An 18858-nucleotide genomic window follows, 5' to 3' on the forward strand; every position below is an offset into this window, starting at 1 on the left:
GCAGGCCCCGCCCCTACCGCGCCAGCTTTTCGGCCCGAAACAGGTCGTCGGCGGTTTGCAGGAGCTTGGCCCTGAGCTGCGGGTTATACTCGGGGTGGGCGGCCAGGAAGGCCCGCACCGTGGCCGCTGCCGTGGCCGACTGGTAGCTGCCCAGCGTGGCCTGCAGCCAGGAATAGGGAAAGAAAATGTCGCCCGTGAGCTGGATTTCCTGCAGCAAGTCGAGGCTGGCGGGCAGGTACTTTTCCGAAGTGGCCTGGCGCAGCGGGTGGTGCAGGTAGCCCAGCGCGGCCGTCACCCAAGCCTCTTTCTCGCGGCCCTTTTCGTCTTTCAGCGAAGCAAAAAAGGCGTCGCGGGTGGCCACATCGGGCGCAAGGGCGGGCATCAGGAACTGCAGCCGCAGGCGGCGGTCGGCGTTTTTGATGCGCGTGAGCTGCGTGGGCAAAATGGGCTCGGGCGCCGGGTAGTCGCGCACGGCCAGGGCCAGCGCCAGGGCCGTGTAGTCGTCCTCGGTCAGTTTCACGCGGGCGGGGGCCTGCTGGCTTTGCCAGATGCGGTAGAGCCGGCGTTGGGCCTCCTTGCTCAGCGCCACCGACTGATAGGTTTTGAACAGCTGCTTCTGGGCGTTGGGGGCCGGGTTTTTCAGCATGGCCGCCCACAAGTCAGCTTCCAGCGCCGGCCCCACGGCCTGCCGCTGGGCAGGGCTGAGAAACTGCCAGAAAATGGCGCTGGCCTGGCCCGTGAGCAGCTTCAGGTTCAGCTCTTCGGGCTCGCGGGTGAGGGCCGGGCGGTAGGCATTGAGCAGGGCCAGCGGCTTGATTGCTTCACCGCGAAGCATGCTTTCATACAGGTTGACGTAGCTGGCAGCGCGGGCCACCGGACTTTGCAGCTGCGTTACGGAAGCAGCCAATTCCGGGGCCACCGGAAACACGCCGTAGCCGATTCCGGTGACGTTGAACACGACGCGCCTGGGCAGAAACGGTATCCGGATGCCCTTTTCCTTTCCCTCCATCTTCACCGTCAGCTGCTGCTGCTCGCCGCTGGCCGACTCCACCAGCACGTCGAATTCCTGCGGCCACAGGCGGTCGGAGCCGTCCTCGGCCGTTTGGGTCACATACAGGCCGTAGCGCTGGTCGTGGCCCCCGCTGATGCGGTAGCTGAGCACCGGGCGGCCGGGCTGGTTCACCCACACCTGGTTCCAGGCCTGCAGGTCGGCGGGCGTGCGGGCGTCGAGAATGCTGATGAGGTCGGGCCAGGTGGCGTTGCCGTGGGCGTAGGTTTTCAGGTATTCCTGCAGGCCGGCCCGGAAGGCGTCGGGCCCCATCAGGCGCTCCAGCTGGCGCATCATGATGGGTGCTTTGTGGTAGATGATGTTGCCGTAGAGCGAGCCCGCGTCCTGCAGGTTGGCCAGCGGCTGCCGGATGGGGTTGGCCCCGGCCGTGCGGTCCACGCCGTAGGCGGCGGGGTAATGGTCGATGACGAATTTGAGGTCGTAGCTGGCGTTCTTGACCGAAACCTGCGTGATTTTATCGGCCATGAAATTGGCAAACACTTCCTTCATCCACACGTCGTTGAACCAGCGCATGGTCACCAAATCGCCAAACCACATATGCGCCGTTTCGTGCGACACGAGGTTGGCGCGGGCCAGCACCTGGTCCTGCGTCGCGCCCTCGTCCAGAAACAGCGTCGAAGCCTTGTAGTCGATGGCCCCGACGTGCTCCATGCCGCCGTACTGGAAGTCGGGAATGGCCACAAAATCAAACTTCTGAAACGGGTAGCGGATGCCCGTGTACTGCTCCATAAACGTCAGCGCATCGGCGTGCAGCTGGAAGATGGGGCCGAGGCTCAGGCGCAGCTTGGCCGGGTCGGTTTCGCGGTGCAGGAAGCTCATCGGGCGGCCGTTCACCGTCCGGTTCAGCCGCGAGAACTTGCCCGCCGCGAAGGAAAACAGGTAAGTGCTGATGCTATCGGAAGTGGCAAAGTGGTAGAACTTCCTACCGGGCAACACGCCATCAGCTGTTTGAAGAGTATCAACCAACCGCGCGTTGGCTACGGCCTGCCATTGCCAAGGCACGGCGAGGCTCAGCTTAAACGTGGCCTTCAAATCGGGCTGGTCGAATACCGGGAAAACGGTGCGGGCGCGGTCCGGCACCAGCAGCGTGTAGAGGTAGTCGTCGTTGCGGTTGAGCGACTGCTCGCCAGCCGTGAGATGGATTTCAATCTCGTTGCGGCCCACTTTCAGCGCCGCCGCCGACAGCACCAGGTGCTCGTTGCGGTGGTCGATTTTGACGGGCTGCCCATTGATTTTCAGGCTGTCGAGAAGGTCGGTACTGGCTTTGAAATCCAGCTGCACCGGGTTGCGGTTGTCTTTGAGCTTGAAGGAAATCGACTCCCGCACGTCAATTGGCGCGGTTTTCTGCGCCGGAATCTGCAGGCTAAGGTCATACGCCACGCCGCTGATGCGCTGCCTGCGCGCCACGGCCAGCGCCTCGGAAACGCCTTTTTCAACGGGTGGCTCCGGGGCGGCTACAGCGGCAGGGGGCGGCATTGCCGCCGTGGCTGCCGGCTGGCGCTGGCAGGCCGCGCCCAGAATGCCAAGAACCACCAGCCCAATGCGGCAGCGGGAAAGCGTGTGCTCATTCATACGGGTTGCGTTTCGGATAACGCGCCAAAGGTCGTGCCTCCGGCGGTTGATGCGGTGGTAATGCACCCGCCGCGTATCTTGACGCCTCTTTTCCACTTCAATTTCCGGCATGAAACCACTGCTACTTTTCCTGGTCCTTTTTGGCGCGGCCGGGTCGGCCCGGGCCCAGTTGGTCAATCTGATTTCCACCGGCGTGCGGGTGGGCGTCGGTGCCGCCGCGGCCAGTCGCTCCGGCGCCGGGGCCCGCAACTACGTGGAGCTGGCCGACCCGCGCGCCCCCACGCCCGACATCAACGTGACGGCGGCCAGCTACCGCGGCCAGGCCTACCCGCAGAAGCGCACGCCCCCAACCCGCCTCAACGGCCCCGGCGGCCCGCAGATTGCCAGCCACGAAGCGCTGCTGCAGCAATGCCAGGCCGCCCTGGCCGCCGACTCCACCGGCGCCCTCGGCACTGCCGATACCTGGGCCCGGCTCAAAAAATCGGTGGAAGCCATTGCCCGCGACCGCCCCACCTGGAACGTGCAGCCCTACCGCGACGAGGCCGCCTTCTACGAAGCCGAAGACGCTCGCCGCCAGCGCGTCGCGGCTGCGGCACCTCACTAATCGTGCTTATATTCGGCCGGGTCTTCTTTCCCTGAAACTGCCATGCACACCCCGTCCGACACCTCCTTTGCCCCCGGCCTCACCAGTCCCGACCTGGCCCCCGTGCAGCCCGCCGAGCGCACCTGGGGCACCGGCAACTACGCCGCCCTCTGGATTAGCATGAGCCTGTGCATTCCGACCTACATGCTGGCCAGCTCGCTCATCGAGGGCGGCATGAACTGGTGGCAGGCGCTGCTCACCATCTTCCTGGGCAACAGCATTGTGCTGGTGCCCATGCTGCTCAATGGCCGGGCGGGGGCGCAGTACGGCATCCCGTTTCCGGTGCTGGCCCGGGCCAGCTTCGGCGTGCGCGGGGCCAACGTGCCGGCCTTGCTAAGGGCCATTATCGCCTGCGGCTGGTTCGGCATCCAGACCTGGATTGGGGGCTATGCGCTCTACCAGATGGCGGTGCTGTGGGTGCCGTCGCTGGCTACGCTGCCGGCCATTTTCCCGGCCAGCTGGGGCCTGGCTACGGGGCCGGCGCTGGTGTTTCTGCTGTTTTGGGTGCTGAACATGTACGTGGTGTACCTCGGCGTCGAGAGCATTCGGAAGCTACTGGTGTTCAAGGCTTTTTTTCTGCCGCTGGCGGCGCTGGCGCTGCTGTGGTGGGCCATCTCGGCCGGGCACGGGCTGGGGCCGATTCTGGCACAGCCCAGCAAGTTTGCCGATAGCGCGGCGTTCTGGGCGTTCTTTTTTCCCTCGCTCACGGGCATGGTGGGCTTCTGGGCCACGCTCTCGCTCAACATTCCCGATTTCACGCGCTACGCCACCAGCCAACGGGCGCAGCAGCTGGGGCAGGCGCTGGCCCTGCCGGCTTCGATGACGCTGTTTTCCTTCGTGGGCGTGGTCGTGACGTCGGCCACGCTGGTCATCTACGGCCAGACCATCTGGGACCCGGTGGTACTGGCCGGCCGCTTCGACAGCAAGCTCTTGGTGAGCGCCGCCATGCTGGCCGTGGCCCTGAGCACGCTGGCCACCAACATTGCGGCCAACATCGTGAGCCCGGCCAACGACTTCGCCAACTTCTCGCCCGAGCGCATCAGCTTCAAAACCGGCGGCTACATCACCGGCGTCATCGGCGTGCTCATCTTCCCCTGGAAGCTCATTGCCGACCCCTCGGGCTACATTTTCACCTGGCTGGTGGGCTACTCAGGGCTGCTCGGCCCCATCGGCGGCATCATGATTGTGGACTACTACCTCCTGCGCAAGCAGCAGCTGGCCGTGCCCGACCTCTACCAGTACACCGGCCGCTATGCCTACCGGGGCGGCGTGAACCCGGCGGCCATCTGGGCGCTCATCATCGGCGTTTTGCCCAACGTGCCGGGTTTCCTCACGGCCATTGGCGTGCTCGATAAGGGCGCGGTGTGGCCGGCGCTGGTGGCGGTGTACAACTACGCCTGGTTTGTGGGTTTCCTGATTTCGGGCGGGGCTTACCTGCTGCTGATGCGCGGGCAGGCGGTGCCGGCCGCTGCGGCGGCGGCACCAGTAGCTACATTGGCCCGATAGCTGTTCCTTCGATGGCTTCTGGCCCTGCGCCGTCGCCTGCCTCCCATGCTCCGCTGGAAAGACGTCCTCATCTACGCCCGCTACGGCAACCCCGAGCCGCCCCGCCGCGTGCGCCGCTCCCCCGCCGAGTGGGCGCAGCAGCTCACGCCCCCTCAGTACCAGGTGCTGCGCGAAGCCGCTACCGAGCCGCCCTACCGCAACGCCTACTGCCGCGCCTACAAGCCCGGCCGCTACGTGTGCGCCGGCTGCGGCAGTCTGCTGTTTGAGGCGCAGGAGAAGTACCACGCCATTTCGGGCTGGCCCAGCTTCCGGCAGCCGGCCAGCCGCGCCGCCATCAGCTATTTTTTCGACGAAAGCCACCACATGCAGCGCATCGAGGCGCGCTGCAATGTGTGCGCGGGGCACCTGGGCCACGTGTTTGCCGATGGGCCGGCACCGGCCGGGCTGCGGTATTGCATCAACTCGGCGGGTATGGTGCTGGTGGCGGAAGCGGCCGAGGCAACGAATGAGCCGGCGGGCTCGTCTGGCTAAGATGCGCGGCCAGCCAGTGGCGACCAGCTTTCCTCACATGCTCCTCCTTTCTTATGGCTAAACCAGCCACTCCTTCCTCCCCCACCGATTTCTCCGGCTTCGTGCGCGTGCGCGGCGCCCGCGAGCACAACCTCAAAAACGTCGACGTCGACATTCCGCGCGATGCGCTGGTGGTATTCACCGGCGTGTCGGGCTCCGGCAAATCGAGTCTGGCCTTCGGTACGCTCTACGCCGAAGCCCAGCGGCGCTACCTCGAGTCGGTGTCGCCCTACGCCCGGCGGCTGTTTCACCAGATGGCGGTGCCCGAGGTGACGGCCATTGAGGGGCTGCCGCCGGCGGTGGCCCTGCAGCAGCAGCGCGGCGCGCCCAGCACCCGCTCGTCGGTGGGCTCGGTCACCACGCTTTCCAACCTGCTGCGGATGCTCTACTCGCGGGCCGGCGACTACCCGGCCGGCCAGGGCATCATCTACGCCGAAGCCTTTTCGCCCAACACCGCCGAGGGCGCCTGCCCCACCTGCCACGGCCTGGGCCGCGTGTACGAAGTGACCGAGCAGAGCATGGTGCCCGACCCCACGCTCACCATCCGCGAGCGGGCCATTGCGGCGTGGCCGCAGGCCTGGGGCGGCCAGAACCAGCGCGACATCCTGGTGAGCATGGGCTACGACGTGGACACGCCCTGGCAGAATTTACCCCAAAAGGACCGGGACTGGATTCTCTTCACCGAGGAGCAGCCCGTGCTGCCGGTGTACCCCGGCTACTCGCCCGAGCAAACCCAGCGGGCCATTAAAAGGAAGGAGCCGCCGAACTACATGGGCACCTTCATGGGCGTGAAGAAGTACGTGCTGCACACCTTCGCCACCACCCAAAGCGCGCTGATGAAGAAGCGCGTGGCCCAGTACATGCTGGGCTCCGACTGCCCCACCTGCCACGGCAAGCGCCTGCGCCGCGAGTCGCTGAGCGTGAAGTTTGCCGGGCTGGATATTGCCGAGATGTCGCGCCTGCCGCTCAAGCGGCTGGCGGCGCTGTTGCAGCCCTTCGCCGAAGGCAAAGCCGGCCGGCAGCAGCACGACCAGGAGCATCCGGAGCAGGCCATCGTGGCCCGGCGCATTGCCGAGGACCTGGCGGCCCGCCTCACGGTGCTGCTCGATTTGGGCCTGGGGTATCTGTCGCTGGAGCGCGGCACGCCCACGCTTTCGCCCGGCGAGCTGCAGCGGCTGCGGCTGGCCACCCAGCTCTATTCCAACCTGTTTGGCGTCGTGTACGTGCTCGATGAGCCCAGCGCGGGCCTGCACCCGGCCGATACCGAGGCGCTGCTGCAGGCGCTGGCCGGCCTGAAAGGCGCGGGCAACTCGCTGTTTGTGGTAGAGCACGATTTGGACGTCATCCGGCGGGCCGACTGGCTGGTGGACGTCGGCCCCGCCGCCGGCACCCAGGGCGGCCAGGTTCTCTACAGCGGCCCGCCCGAGGGCCTGAAAACCATCGAAGCCTCGCAGACGCGCCAGTTTCTTTTCGATACTTCGCCCCTGCCCGACCAGCCGCCGCGCACGCCCACCGGCTGGCTGAAGCTGGCCGGCGTGACGCGCAACAACCTCGAGAACCTCAGCGTGGACTTCCCGCTGGGCGTGTTCACGACGGTCACGGGCGTGTCGGGCTCCGGCAAGTCCAGCCTCGTGAGCCAGGTGCTGGTGGAGCTGGTGGCCGAAAGCCTGGGCCAGGCCATCGAAGCCGAGGAAGAGGAAACCGACCCGCTGGCCGCGCCCGCGCCGGCCACGCTGGGCGGCCAGCTTACGGCCGGCCTCGACAAAATCAAGCGCCTGGTGCGCGTCGACCAAAAGCCCATTGGCCGCACGCCGCGCTCCAACATGGCCACTTATACGGGCTTGTTCGACCATGTGCGCAAGCTGTTCGCCGCCACGCCCGAGGCCCGCAGGCGCCGCTACGATGCCGGCCGCTTCAGCTTCAACGTGGCCAAGGGCCGCTGCGAAAACTGCGCGGGCGAAGGCTTCGTGATGGTTGAGCTGCTGTTTCTGCCCAGCGTGTACGCGCCCTGCCCGGTGTGCCACGGCGCCCGCTACAACGCCAAAACGCTGGAAGTGCAGTACCGCGACAAGAACATTGCCGAAGTCCTCGGCCTGACCGTGGACGCCGCCTGGGCCTTCTTCGATGAGGAGCCGCTCATCCACCGCGCCCTCACGGTGCTGCGCGAGGTGGGCCTGGGCTACCTGCGCCTGGGCCAGCCCGCCACCGAGCTGAGCGGCGGCGAGGCCCAGCGCATCAAGCTCGCCACCGAGTTGCAGCGCATCGGGCGCGGCAACACGCTCTACGTCCTCGACGAGCCCACCACCGGCCTCCACCCATCCGACATTGAAAAGCTGATGCTCCAGCTCGAAGGACTGGTCGAAGCCGGCAACACGGTCATCGTAGTGGAGCACGACATGCGCGTGGTGGCCGGCTCCGACTGGGTTATCGACATCGGCCCCGGCGCGGGCGAAGACGGCGGCCGCGTGGTAGCCGCCGGCCCCCCGCAGGACATAGTGAAGGCCCAAGCAAGCCGCACAGCCCCCTACCTGGCGCGGTTCCGGCAGGAAGCAACCAGATGACCCGAAAAAGAAAGAGGCCGTTTCCTGATTGGAAACGGCCTCTTCTTAGGTAGCGGGGACTGGACTCGAACCAGTGACCTTTGGGTTATGAGCCCAACGAGCTACCAACTGCTCCACCCCGCACTGTTTGGTTCTGCAAAGGTAGCTTGATTTGTTGGGAAAGCAAGGGCTACTTCGCAAAAACCGATGCAAAGCAAGCAAGGCGCTGCGTGTCAGGCGAATATTTTATTTCACACCTGCCCCATCAGGCGCGGTCACCGGTGGTTTTCACCAGGTTAATGCCGGCGGCGAAGAATATCAGGCCCACTACAAAGGGGACGATGGAATTCATTTTGCCCAGGCCCAGCCCACCAATACCCAAAAAGGCCAGTGCCCCGATGATGATGCCAATGATGCCAAGGACGGTGAGAATGCTGCCAAATGTGCGTTTCTGGTTCATGACGCGAGAAGTCGAAGTGAGAGAAAATCCTGAGAAGGCAGGATTGGGCTTCATACGAGCGTGCGCCAAAAATGGGCAAGCGCGCCCATCGCCACGCCCTGATTATGGCAGCTGCGCCCAGGGGCAGGATGCGCTTAGTCTGCGTAGCGGAACCGTTCCTTCAGCCGGTCGATTGGCTGCTCGAGCCACCGCCACGAGGCGGCGCTGAGCAGGAGGAGCACCGGCCCCAGCACCAGCAACACGGGCCAGCGGCCCATGAGGGCGGCCCGGCCGGCCGCACCGGGCACCGCATGGTACACCAGCCGCTGCCAGAACACCAGCAGCGGCAGGTGAATCAGGTACATCCCGTAGCTGCGCTGCCCCACCCAATGCAGCACCGGATGCCCCAGCCACCGGCCCGGCCGCGAAGGCTGCAACAGCCAGCCCACGGTCAGAAACTCGGTGGCGGCCAGCCAGCCGGCCAGCCCTGCTGCCTGGGGTGCAGCCCAGCCGGCCACCACCGGCAGGAGCCGGAGCGCTGCCCACCCGGCCCACGCCAGGGCCACGTACCGCCCCCGCGCCACCCGGGCCAGCCAGGCCCCTCCCGCCGCCAGCTGCAGCAGCGCGCCAAGCGCAAATGCATCGAAGCTGACGGGCAGCAGCAGGTGCACCATGTCGGAGTGCCGGTAGCAGGACCACAGCACGCGGAAGCCCACAGCGCCCACGGCCAGCCCCACCAGCCACGCCGGCCGCCGGCCGATGGCCCCCAGCAGCCAGGGCCAGAGCAGGTAGAACTGTATTTCGACGGCAATGGTCCACAAGTGCCCGACGCCATCGGGCCAGCCGCGGCCCTGGTAGATGAGCAGGTTGGCCACCGGCAGCAGAAACCAGCCGGGATGGGCCCGCACGGCCGCCAGCGGCAGCAGCGCACACCCCAGCACCACCGCATAGTAGGCCGGCAAAACGCGCAGCCCCCGGCGCAGGTAAAAGACACCCAGCCGGCGCTTCCACCGCCCTCCCGCGCCCGGATAGGCCCGCTCTTTCCAGATGATGCCCGAAATCAGGTAGCTGCTTAGCACAAAGAACAGGCTCGGCCCCACTTCGCCCAGCGGAAATCCCGGCTGCAGCCAGTGCTGGGCCACTACCACCGCCACGGCCACGGCCCGCAAGCCGGTGAGCGCGGGGCGGTAAGGCAGGGCAGAAGCTGATAAAGCGGGCATGGGGCGGCAGCGCGGGCTTTCTGGCAGGAAGCCGGAAAGCCGCAAAATACGGCCCGGCGGGCGGCAGCGGCGCAGCGGCAGCGCCGGGCATTTTTCTGCGACCTTTGCCGGTGGCAGGCCATTGCCCGCCCCTTGCTTATGTCTGATAAACGCGCGCCAGCCCTCGGCTTCATTTTCATCACAATTCTGATTGATGTTATCGGCCTGGGCATCATCATTCCGGTGGTGCCCAAGCTCATCGAGCAGCTCACGGGCGAGGGGCTGAGCCGGGCGGCTGTTTACTCGGGCTGGCTCACGTTTGCCTACGCGGCGGCGCAGTTCTGCTTTGCGCCCGTCATGGGCGGCCTCAGCGACAAGCTGGGGCGGCGGCCGGTGCTGCTGACCTCGCTGCTGGGCCTGGGGCTCGATTATGTGTTTGTGAGCTTTGCGCCCACGCTGGCCTGGCTGTTTGTGGGGCGCGTGATTGCGGGCATGGCGGGGGCCAGCTTCACCACGGCCACGGCCTACATTGCCGACATCAGCACGCCCGAGAAGCGCGCCCAGAACTTCGGGCTGGTGGGCGCGGCATTTGGCATTGGCTTCGTGATAGGGCCGTGGCTGGGCGGACAGCTGGGCGTATTCGGGGCCCGGGTGCCGTTTATGGCGGCAGCGGCCCTGAGCCTGTGCAATGTGGTGTATGGCTACTTTGTGCTGCCTGAGTCGCTGGCGCGGGACAAGCGCCGGCCGTTTGAGTGGCGCCGGGCCAACCCCGTGGCTTCGCTGCTCCGGCTGGGCAAGTACCCAACGATATCCGGCCTGATAGCCGCCCTGGTGCTGCTGTACCTGGCGGGCTCGGCCACGCAGTCGGTCTGGACGTTTTACACCATTCTCAAATTCGGCTGGACCGAGAAGATGGTGGGCAACTCGCTGGCCGTCATCGGCCTGTTTACCGGGCTGGTGCAGGGCGGGCTGGTGCGGGTGGCCATTCCGAAGCTGGGGGCCACGCGGGCCATTGTGATTGGGTTGCTGTGCTACACCGTGGGGTTTGTGCTGTTTGCCTTTGCGCCCAGCGGCGGGCTGATGCTGGCCTTTCTGGCCCCGTATTGCCTGGGCGGCATTGCGGGGCCGGCGCTGCAAAGCACGATTTCGGGCCAGGTGCCGGCCACCGAGCAGGGCGAGCTGCAGGGCGCGCTCACCAGCCTCATCAGCGTGACGGGCGTAATCGGCCCGCTGATGATGAGCTACTTATTCGGCGAATTTACCCGCAAGGGCGCGCCGGTGCATTTCCCGGGCGCGCCCTTCCTGCTGGGCGCGGTGCTGGCGCTGGGCAGCGTGGCGCTGGCGGTGCGCTCGCTGCGCCGGCACCCGCCGGTGGAGGCCGCCGTGGCCGAAATTGTGCCCACGCACTAGCGCCGGGCGGCGGCGGGGCAGCGCAGTCGGGGCGCCAGCCCGTAATTTGCCGCTGTCCGCCCTTTGCCTGCCTATGAATTCCGACATTCCCGCGCCGCTCATCGACCTCGCTTATCGCGCCGACCTCGACATTCTGGTGAGCCGGTGGGCCTACCAGCCCGCCCCGCCCGAGCTGCCCGCCGTGTACGAGCAAATGTGCGAGACGGCCCTGCGCGAGAACGCCCGGTTCTGGCTGCAGGACATCCGGCGGCGCACCCTCAACGACCCTGCTACCACGGAATGGCTGCTGAAGCAGTATTTTCCGGACATGGCGCGCCGGCTGGGCGGCCGGCTCTACGTGGCCTACCTCCTGAGCCCGACGCTGCACGAGTCCATTGTGAACCGGCACGACTACGTGCCGGCCGAAGCCTACAACGACAAGCCGTTTGCCACCTCGTTTTTCAACGACGAAGGCGCGGCCATTCGCTGGCTCCAAATTCAGCAGACCGATAAAGCCCGCTGACTACCTGCTATTGTTTTATCGAAGCTGTTTAGAAAGCCTGATTTGCCTACACGTCTGTCATCCTGAGCGCAGCGAAGGACCTTCTCACGTCAGATTAGGCGCTGTTCTGACGTGAGAAGGTCCTTCGCTGCGCTCAGGATGACAACGCTTTTGACTTGCTAAACAGCTTCATTATTAAAAAGCCGTTTCCAGGCCGGAAACGGCTTTTTCTATTTCCAGCTGAAATTATTTTTCATCGGGAACAATCATTATTACGAAAATTTCGTAGATTTACGACATAATCGTAACACTGATTGCTCCCCCTCGATGGAACGCCTCACCCAACCCGAAGAAGACGCCCTGCGCGTGCTGTGGCCGCTGCCCGCCGGCGGCTTTGTGAAAGACGTGCTCGACGCCCTGCCCGACCCGCGCCCGCCCTACACCACCCTGGCCAGCACCCTGCGCAACCTGGAGCGCAAGGGCTACGTGCGCAGTGAAAAGCTGGGCAACTCCTACCGCTTCGTGCCCGTGGTGACGGCCGACGACTACCAGCGCCGCTCGCTGGGCACGCTGGTGAAGCAGCATTTTCAGAACTCCTACAAGGACCTGGTGTCGTTTTTCGCGCAGGAAAACAAGGTGAGCGCCGAGGATTTGCAGGAGATTATCCGGCTCATCGAAAGCAAGAAGGAGGACTAGCCATGCACGCCATCCTGCTGTATCTGCTGAAGGCTAACGCGGTGCTGCTGCTGTTTGCGGCGGTGTATTTCGGGCTGCTGCGCCGGCTCACGTTTTTCACCCTGAACCGGGCATACCTGCTGTTTGCGCTGCTGTTTGCGGCCGTGTACCCGGCCCTGCCGGTGCCGGCGCTGCTGCCGGCCGAGGCCACTCCCGCCATCTTTTTTCCTGTGGTGGGAAATCCGGGGGCCGCAGCCGCTTTGCCGGCGGCCGCAGCCCCGGCCGCAGATTGGGCGGCTGTGGGAGTGGCCTTGTACGGCGCGGGCGCGGCCGTGTGGCTGGGGCGGCTGCTGCTGCAGCTGCTGTCGCTGGCGCGGCTGCGGCGGGCCTCCCGGCCGGCCGTGGTGCAGGGGCTGCCGGTGCGGGTGCTGCCGGGCGACATCAGCCCGTTTTCCTTTGGCAGCACCATTTACCTGAACCCGGCGCAGCACCCCGGCCCCGAGCTGGCGGCCGTGCTGCGCCACGAGCAGGTGCACGTGCGCCAATGGCACACCGTGGACGTGCTGCTGGCCCAGCTGATGCAGGCCGTGGCCTGGTGCAACCCAGCGGCGTGGCTGCTGCGCCGCGCCCTGCTCGACAACCTTGAGTACCTGGCCGACCACGCCGTGCTCGAAACCGGCCTCGTTGACCGCCGGGCCTATCAATACAGCCTGCTGCGCCTCAGCCACTCGGCGAGCGGCCTTTCCCTGGTTTCCCATTTCACATTTCCAACCCTCAAAAACCGCGTACTCATGATGAATTCCCCTGCTTCTGCTACGGTCCGCCTGGGCCGGTACCTGGTGGTGCTGCCGCTGCTGCTTGGCACCCTGGCCCTCAACGCCCAGGCCGACCCCTCCGGGGCCCACTCCGCACGGCTGGCCCTGACCGGCAACCCGGTCTATTATGTCGACGGCAAGCTGACGGGCGCCGACTGGTCGGAGAAAATCAAGCCCGATGAGATTGCCAGCGTCAACGTGCTCAAAGCCGAGCAGGCCCGGCGGCTGTTTGGCGGCGAGGCGGCCGGCGGGGCGGTCATCATCACCACCAAAAACAACGAGCACGCCCCCGATGTGGAAGCCTTCAATGCCCGGATTAACAAGGCCGTACCCCTGGTGCCCGGCACCGAAGCCCCGGCCGAAGTGAACGTGCTAACCCCCAAAGCATTGGCCTACATCACCAAAACCTACCCCAACTCGCGCATCATCGGCGTCACCAGGCTGAGCTACCCCTCGACCGGCGCGGTGAACTACAAGGTGCAGCTGGCCGAAGGCATGCGCCCGCACTATGTGTTCTTCGATGAGAAGGGCAGCCCGGTGAAACCGTAGGGACGCCTCCCTGCGCCTCGTCATCGCTCCATTGCATCCACCAAAAAGCCGCTCCCAGCACCGGGGGCGGCTTTTTGCTTTTCATGCCGTGCAGCCCGCGCCGCTACTTGCGCTCTTTGTTGCTCTTTTGTGCTAACGAAACATCAAGTCTTTATGAACAACCGATACTTCCCGGCCGGCGCGGCGGCCCTGCTGGTGCTGGCGGGCTGCGCCGGCAGCAAGCCTTCCACCAGCACCACGGCCCCGGCGGCGCCCGTGGCTGCTGCCGCGCCCGCCCCCAAAGGCGTGGGCCTCGACATGGCCGACATCGACCGCTCGGTGAACCCCTGCGACGACTTTTTTCAGTTTTCGGGCGGCAACTGGCTGCGCAATAACCCCGTGCCGAGCTACGCCAGCAGCTGGGGCCCGCGTAACCTGCTCGGCAACCGCACCCAGGACTTGCTGCGCAGGATTCTGGACGACGCGGCGGCCAACCGCACGGCCGCGCCCGGCTCGAACGCCCAGAAAGTGGGCGACTTCTACGCCGCTGCCATGGACACAGTGGCCATTGACCGGGCCGGCCTCGCGCCGCTGAAACCGGAGCTGGACCGCGTGGCCAACATCCGCAGCCTGGCCAATCTGCGCACGGAGGTGGTGCATCTGCAGGAAATCGGGGCCAGCGTGTTTTTCAACATCGGGGTGGACGTGGACGAGAAAAACACCACCCAGTACGCCGTGCAGATGGGCCAGGGTGGCCTGACGCTGCCCAACCGCGAGTTCTACTTCAAAACCGATGCCCGCACCGAGAAGGTGAAGGCCGCCTACCGCGCCTACATGATGCAGGTATTCCAGCTGCTGGGCGCGGCCCCGATGGTGGCCCAGCTCGACGCGGCCACCGTGGAGCGCATCGAAACGCGCCTGGCCAAAGCCTCGCGCACGCCCGTGGAGCTGCGCGACCCGCAGGCCAACTACAACAAGCTGACCGTGGCCGCCGCCCAGCAGCGCTACCCCAACCTCGACCCCCGGGGCCTGCTGGCGGGCCTGGGCCTGGGCAAGGCACAGGAGGTGATTATCGGCCAGCCGGCGTTCTTCGACGAGGTGAATGCGGTGCTGAAAACCGAGACGCTGCCCGACCTGAAGGTGTACCTGCGCTGGCAGCTGGTGCGCTCGGTGGCCAGCACGCTGCCCACGCCCTACGCCGAGGCCGCCTTCAAATACAGCCAGGCGCTGACCGGGGCCAAGCAGCAGGCCCCGCGCTGGAAACGCATTCAGGCCGCGACGGACCAGCTGCTGGGCGAGGCCTTCGGACAGCTGTACGTGGACCAGGCTTTCTCGCCCGAGGCCAAGGCCAAGGCGCTGGAAATGGTGGGCAACATCAAGGCCAGCATGGCCGAACACATCCGGACCAACACCTGGATGAGCGCGCCCACCAAAGCCGAAGCCTTGAAAAAGCTGAACGCGCTGCGCGTGAAAATCGGCTACCCCGACGTATGGAAGGACTATTCGGCCCTGCCCATCTCGCGCGAGAGCTACCTGAAAAACGTGCTGGCCGCCCGCCAGTGGGAAAGCCGCCGCGAGGCCGCCCACTTCGGCCAGCCCATCGACCGCAACGAGTGGGGCATGACGCCGCCCACCATCAACGCCTACTACAACCCGCCGATGAACGAGATTGTGTTTCCGGCCGGCTACCTGCAACCGCCTTTCTTCGACCCCAAGGCCGATGACGCCATCAACTACGGGGCCATTGGCGGGGTGATGGGCCACGAGATGACCCACGGCTTCGACGACCAGGGCCGGCAGTACGACTCCGAGGGCAACCTGCGCGACTGGTGGACGCCGGCCGACGCGGCCGAGTTCACGAAGCGCGCCGCCGTGGTGGGCCGCCAGTACGACGCCTTCTCGCCCCTCGACTCGGTGCACGTGAACGGCCAGCTCACGATGGGCGAAAACCTGGCCGATTTTGCCGGCCTCACCGTGGTGTACGGCGCCCTCGAAAAGCAGCTCCAGCAGCGCTACGGCAACGGCCCGCGCCCGAAGTACGACGGCTTCACGCCCGAGCAGCGCTACTTCCTGAGCTGGGCCCAGTTGCGCCGCACCAACATCCGCCCCGAGGCCCTGCGCCAGCAAATTGCCACCGACCCGCACTCGCCCGGCCAGTACCGCACCATCGGGCCGCTGATGAACATGCCGCAGTTTCAGGCAGCGTGGGGGTGCAAGGAGGGCGATAAGATGATACGCAAGCCGGCGGACCGGGCGGTGATTTGGTAGTAGCGCGGCGGTTGCTGGCGCGCGTCTGCGACGCGTGCCCCCTGACTTCGAGCCTGCGGCTCGGATAGTGGGCAATGCCGCGAACAAGCACACCCCGAGTCAGAGACTCGAACCCAGTCGGCACGCGTCGCAGACGCGCGCCAGCGGGGTAACCAGCGGGGCTTTGTTATGCTGCTATATTTACTCTGGCCTTCTACCAATGGTGGGCCGTTTCTTCCTTTTTATGAAGCACTTTTTCTCCCTGATGCGCGGCTGGCCAGCGGCGCTTTTCCTTCTCCTGTGGCTGGCGGGGCCGGCGGCGCGGGCGCAGGCGCCGGCCTGGCAAGTCGCCGTGGCCCAAAACTCCGTTAATGGGTCTTCAACCGTAACTGGGACAGCTGCCGACGGCAACGGAAACATTTATGTTGTGGGTACTTATTATGGAACGGTCAGTTTTGGCAGCACAACGCTGAGCAGCACTCTCACTAACAACGGCTATGTTGCCAAATGGAGCACGGTCACGAACACCTTCGTATGGTGCCAAGCCACCAGCAACAGCCGGATAACAGCAGTGGCGGTCAATGGCAGCTCTGTGTACATCACCGGCTCATTCAGTAATACGGCCCTTTTTGGCAGCCTTACGTTGTCGGGCACCGGCAGCAATTTTTACGTTGATGCGTTTGTCGCCAAGCTTACTGACAGCGGATTGGCTGGCACAGTGGTTTGGGTGCAAAAGGCGGGGGGAACGAATGACGACTTTGCAACCGGCGTGGCCGTGAATGGGAACAATGTATACATCACCGGCAATTTTTCCAGTTCCACAGCGGCTTTTGGTAGCAGTAGTCTGGTAAATATGAATACCGGCCTCACGGATGTTTTTGTGGCGAAGCTTACCGATACCGGTCCAACCGGGACGTTTGTATGGGCGCAACGCGCCGGCGGCACTAGCAACGACGAGGTAGTCGGCATCGCGGCCAGTGGGCCTAATGTTTTTATAACGGGTACCTCCTCCGACTTGAATGCCGCTTTTGGGACCATCGTGCTAAGAACGATTGGCTTATTTGTGGCGAAGCTGGTCGATGCAGGAGCAAGCGGCAATTTTCTATGGGTGCAACAGGCGAGCGGAACCGGGTCGGTACCCGACATCAACCCCATGGCAATTGCTGCAAGTGGCAGCCAGGTGTACATAACCGGCGGTTTTGCCAGCGCCACGGCAACCTTTGGCACCATCGGTTTGGTAGGTCCCAACACGTACCCCGATATCTTCATCGCCAAGCTAACGGATGTGGGCTCGACTGGAAATTTCACGTGGGTCCAACGGGTCGGCGGCCCAAGAGTTGATTATGGAATTGCGCTGGCCGTGCAAGGAACCCAAGTCTATGTAGCGGGGCATTTTGACAGCTCAAGCATGAGTTTAGGTCCATCGCTGCTCACCAATACGGGGAATGGCAGCAATGCTTTCGTTGCGAAGCTTATTGATTCAGGTACTACCAGCACAGTTGCTTGGGCCCAGCAAAGTCGTGGTGTGAATTATGATGGAGCCAATGCCATTTCTTTGAGTGGTACCAATGTGTATGTCAGCGGTACTTACACCTCCTCCGTCATCAACTTCGGCACAATTGCGTTAACTGGTCCTACCAACAATGTCTTCAAGAGTTCATTTCTCGTCTCCCTCACCGACCCCACCCTGCTGGCTACCAATGCCCCCCAAGGCAACCTGAGTTTCTCCCTGGCGCCCAACCCCGCCCGCGCCGCCACCACCGTGCTGCTGCCCGTGCTGCCCGGCACCGCTACGGCCACCCTCACCCTGCGCGATGCCCTGGGCCGCACCCTGCGCACCAGCACCGTGGCTCTGCCCGCTGCCGGCCTGCGCCACGAGCTGGACCTGATGGGCCTTGCGCCGGGGCTCTACGCCGTGGAGGTGCAGGCCGGCAGTTTCACCGGCACCCGGCACCTGGTAGTAGAGTAGCGTAGCGCGGACGCTGTAGTCCGCGTCCCCGCACCGCTTGGTTTCTCTTTAACAACAAAGCCCCGGTGGTTGCCACTGGGGCTTTGTTGTGCTGCTATATTTACCCTGGACTTCTACCACTGGCGGGCTTTTCTTTCTTTTTATGAAGCACTTTTTCTCGTTGATACGCGGCGAGTTGGCAGCGGCGCTTTTCCTTCTCGTGGGGCTGGTGGGGCCGGCGGCGCGGGCGCAGGCCCCCGCCTGGCAAATGGCCATAGCGGCCACGGGCAGCAGCTTTATCTCGCCGGCCTACGGGGTGGGCACCGATGCGGCGGGCAATGTGTACATCGGCGGGGGCTTTCAGGGCACCGTCGGTTTTGGCAGCACCACCCTCACCAGCGTGGGGGTTTACGACCTTTTTGTGGCCAAATGGAACCCGGTAAGCGCCTCCTTCGAGTGGGCCGTGCGCACCGGTGGGGCCGCCAACGACCAGGTGAATGCCGTGACCGTGAGTAGCGCGGGCATCTACATTGCCGGCTACACCCAAAGCACCCTCCTCAACTTCGGGCCGAGTACCCTGGGGCCCAACAACGGCACCGATGCCTTCGTGGCCAAAATTTCCCCGGCCGGCAATTTTGTGTGGGCGCTGGCCGTCAGCGGCAACGGCTTCGATGAGGCCCTGGCCCTGGCCGCCAGTGGCAATACGGTGTACCTGGGCGGGCATTCCACCAGCACCACCCTGACCTTCGGCGCGCTGAGCGCGGCCAATGCCGGTGCCATCAACTCAGGCACCGACGATGGCTTTGTGGCCAAAATCAGCGACGGCGGCACCAGTGCCAGCTACGCCTGGGCGCGGGCCGTGGGCGGCACGGCCAACGATGCGGTGCGGGCGCTGGCCGTGGCGGGCACCGATGTGCTGGTGGCCGGCAGCTTCGGGGGCACCGGCGTATTTGGGTCTTTCTCGCTCAGCAGCGCGGGCTATCAGGATGCGTTTGTGGGCAAGGTGCAGGACACCGGCACCGGCAGCCAATGGGCCTGGGTGCAGCGCGCCGGCGGCAGCACCGGCGACGAAGTGGCTACCGGCGTAGCCGTGCGCGGCAGCCGCGTGTACATGGCGGGCTACTTCGACAGCGCCACGGCTAGAGCGTGAGGACAATTACCTTTCGCTAAATCAGTAATCGCCCATGCACCGCCACGAAATTACAGACCGTCAATG

14 protein-coding genes and 1 tRNA gene are annotated in these 18858 nt (G+C 65.0%); 11 read left to right on the forward strand and 4 right to left on the reverse strand.

The window, feature by feature from the left end; genetic code table 11:
* Positions 1-13 precede the first annotated feature (13 nt).
* Complete coding sequence (locus tag ACYVHT_RS19345; protein WP_460555891.1) at positions 14-2641, reverse strand: M1 family aminopeptidase; 2628 nt, start codon at positions 2639-2641, stop codon at positions 14-16.
* Between the two features lie 109 nt (positions 2642-2750).
* Between ACYVHT_RS19345 and ACYVHT_RS19350 the strand changes: the two genes are divergently transcribed.
* The 4 genes from ACYVHT_RS19350 to uvrA are packed head-to-tail and all read left to right on the forward strand — an operon-like array spanning position 2751 to position 7921.
* Entirely contained in the window at positions 2751-3245 is a 495-nt protein-coding gene (locus ACYVHT_RS19350) for a hypothetical protein (RefSeq protein ID WP_460555894.1), read from the forward strand.
* A 42-nt stretch (positions 3246-3287) separates the two neighbouring features.
* Complete coding sequence (locus ACYVHT_RS19355) at positions 3288-4790, forward strand: NCS1 family nucleobase:cation symporter-1 (RefSeq protein ID WP_460555897.1); 1503 nt, start codon at positions 3288-3290, stop codon at positions 4788-4790.
* A 45-nt stretch (positions 4791-4835) separates the two neighbouring features.
* Positions 4836-5321 (forward strand): peptide-methionine (R)-S-oxide reductase, encoded by a 486-nt coding sequence (msrB, locus tag ACYVHT_RS19360; RefSeq protein ID WP_460555899.1) that lies wholly within the window; start codon positions 4836-4838, stop codon positions 5319-5321.
* 53 nt (positions 5322-5374) lie between these two features.
* The gene (gene uvrA / locus ACYVHT_RS19365; protein WP_460555902.1) at positions 5375-7921 is read left to right on the forward strand and encodes an excinuclease ABC subunit UvrA; all 2547 of its coding nucleotides are present in this window, start codon (positions 5375-5377) and stop codon (positions 7919-7921) included.
* Positions 7922-7971: 50 nt separating this feature from the next.
* Here uvrA and ACYVHT_RS19370 read toward each other — a convergent pair.
* The 3 genes from ACYVHT_RS19370 to ACYVHT_RS19380 all read right to left on the reverse strand — a co-directional run bounded on the left by ACYVHT_RS19370 (position 7972) and on the right by ACYVHT_RS19380 (position 9559).
* A tRNA-Met gene (locus ACYVHT_RS19370) sits at positions 7972-8044 on the reverse strand.
* 121 nt (positions 8045-8165) lie between these two features.
* Positions 8166-8360, reverse strand: coding sequence for a hypothetical protein (locus ACYVHT_RS19375; RefSeq protein ID WP_460555905.1), 195 nt, complete (start codon positions 8358-8360; stop codon positions 8166-8168).
* A 134-nt stretch (positions 8361-8494) separates the two neighbouring features.
* Positions 8495-9559: an acyltransferase family protein gene (locus ACYVHT_RS19380; protein WP_460555908.1), complete on the reverse strand. Its 1065-nt coding sequence runs from the start codon at positions 9557-9559 to the stop codon at positions 8495-8497.
* 138 nt (positions 9560-9697) lie between these two features.
* On the opposite strand from ACYVHT_RS19380, the gene ACYVHT_RS19385 reads away from it, so the two are divergent.
* From ACYVHT_RS19385 to ACYVHT_RS19415, 7 genes are all read left to right on the forward strand, one after another.
* A complete protein-coding gene (locus tag ACYVHT_RS19385; protein ID WP_460555911.1) occupies positions 9698-10948 on the forward strand; it encodes a TCR/Tet family MFS transporter in 1251 nt (416 codons plus the stop codon).
* 73 nt (positions 10949-11021) lie between these two features.
* The gene (locus ACYVHT_RS19390) at positions 11022-11450 is read left to right on the forward strand and encodes a hypothetical protein (protein ID WP_460555914.1); all 429 of its coding nucleotides are present in this window, start codon (positions 11022-11024) and stop codon (positions 11448-11450) included.
* Positions 11451-11756: 306 nt separating this feature from the next.
* Positions 11757-12125: a BlaI/MecI/CopY family transcriptional regulator gene (locus tag ACYVHT_RS19395; protein WP_460555917.1), complete on the forward strand. Its 369-nt coding sequence runs from the start codon at positions 11757-11759 to the stop codon at positions 12123-12125.
* Positions 12126-12127: 2 nt separating this feature from the next.
* Entirely contained in the window at positions 12128-13468 is a 1341-nt protein-coding gene (locus ACYVHT_RS19400) for a M56 family metallopeptidase (protein ID WP_460555920.1), read from the forward strand.
* Between the two features lie 153 nt (positions 13469-13621).
* A complete protein-coding gene (locus ACYVHT_RS19405; RefSeq protein WP_460555923.1) occupies positions 13622-15715 on the forward strand; it encodes a M13 family metallopeptidase in 2094 nt (697 codons plus the stop codon).
* A 223-nt stretch (positions 15716-15938) separates the two neighbouring features.
* Positions 15939-17663, forward strand: coding sequence for a hypothetical protein (locus tag ACYVHT_RS19410; RefSeq protein WP_460555926.1), 1725 nt, complete (start codon positions 15939-15941; stop codon positions 17661-17663).
* 142 nt (positions 17664-17805) lie between these two features.
* Positions 17806-18792 carry a hypothetical protein gene (locus tag ACYVHT_RS19415; RefSeq protein WP_460555929.1) on the forward strand — a complete coding sequence of 329 codons (987 nt, stop codon included), beginning with the start codon at positions 17806-17808 and terminating at the stop codon, positions 18790-18792.
* The last annotated feature ends 66 nt before the right edge of the window (positions 18793-18858 follow it).

It is taken from the genome of Hymenobacter daeguensis, from assembly GCF_054780555.1.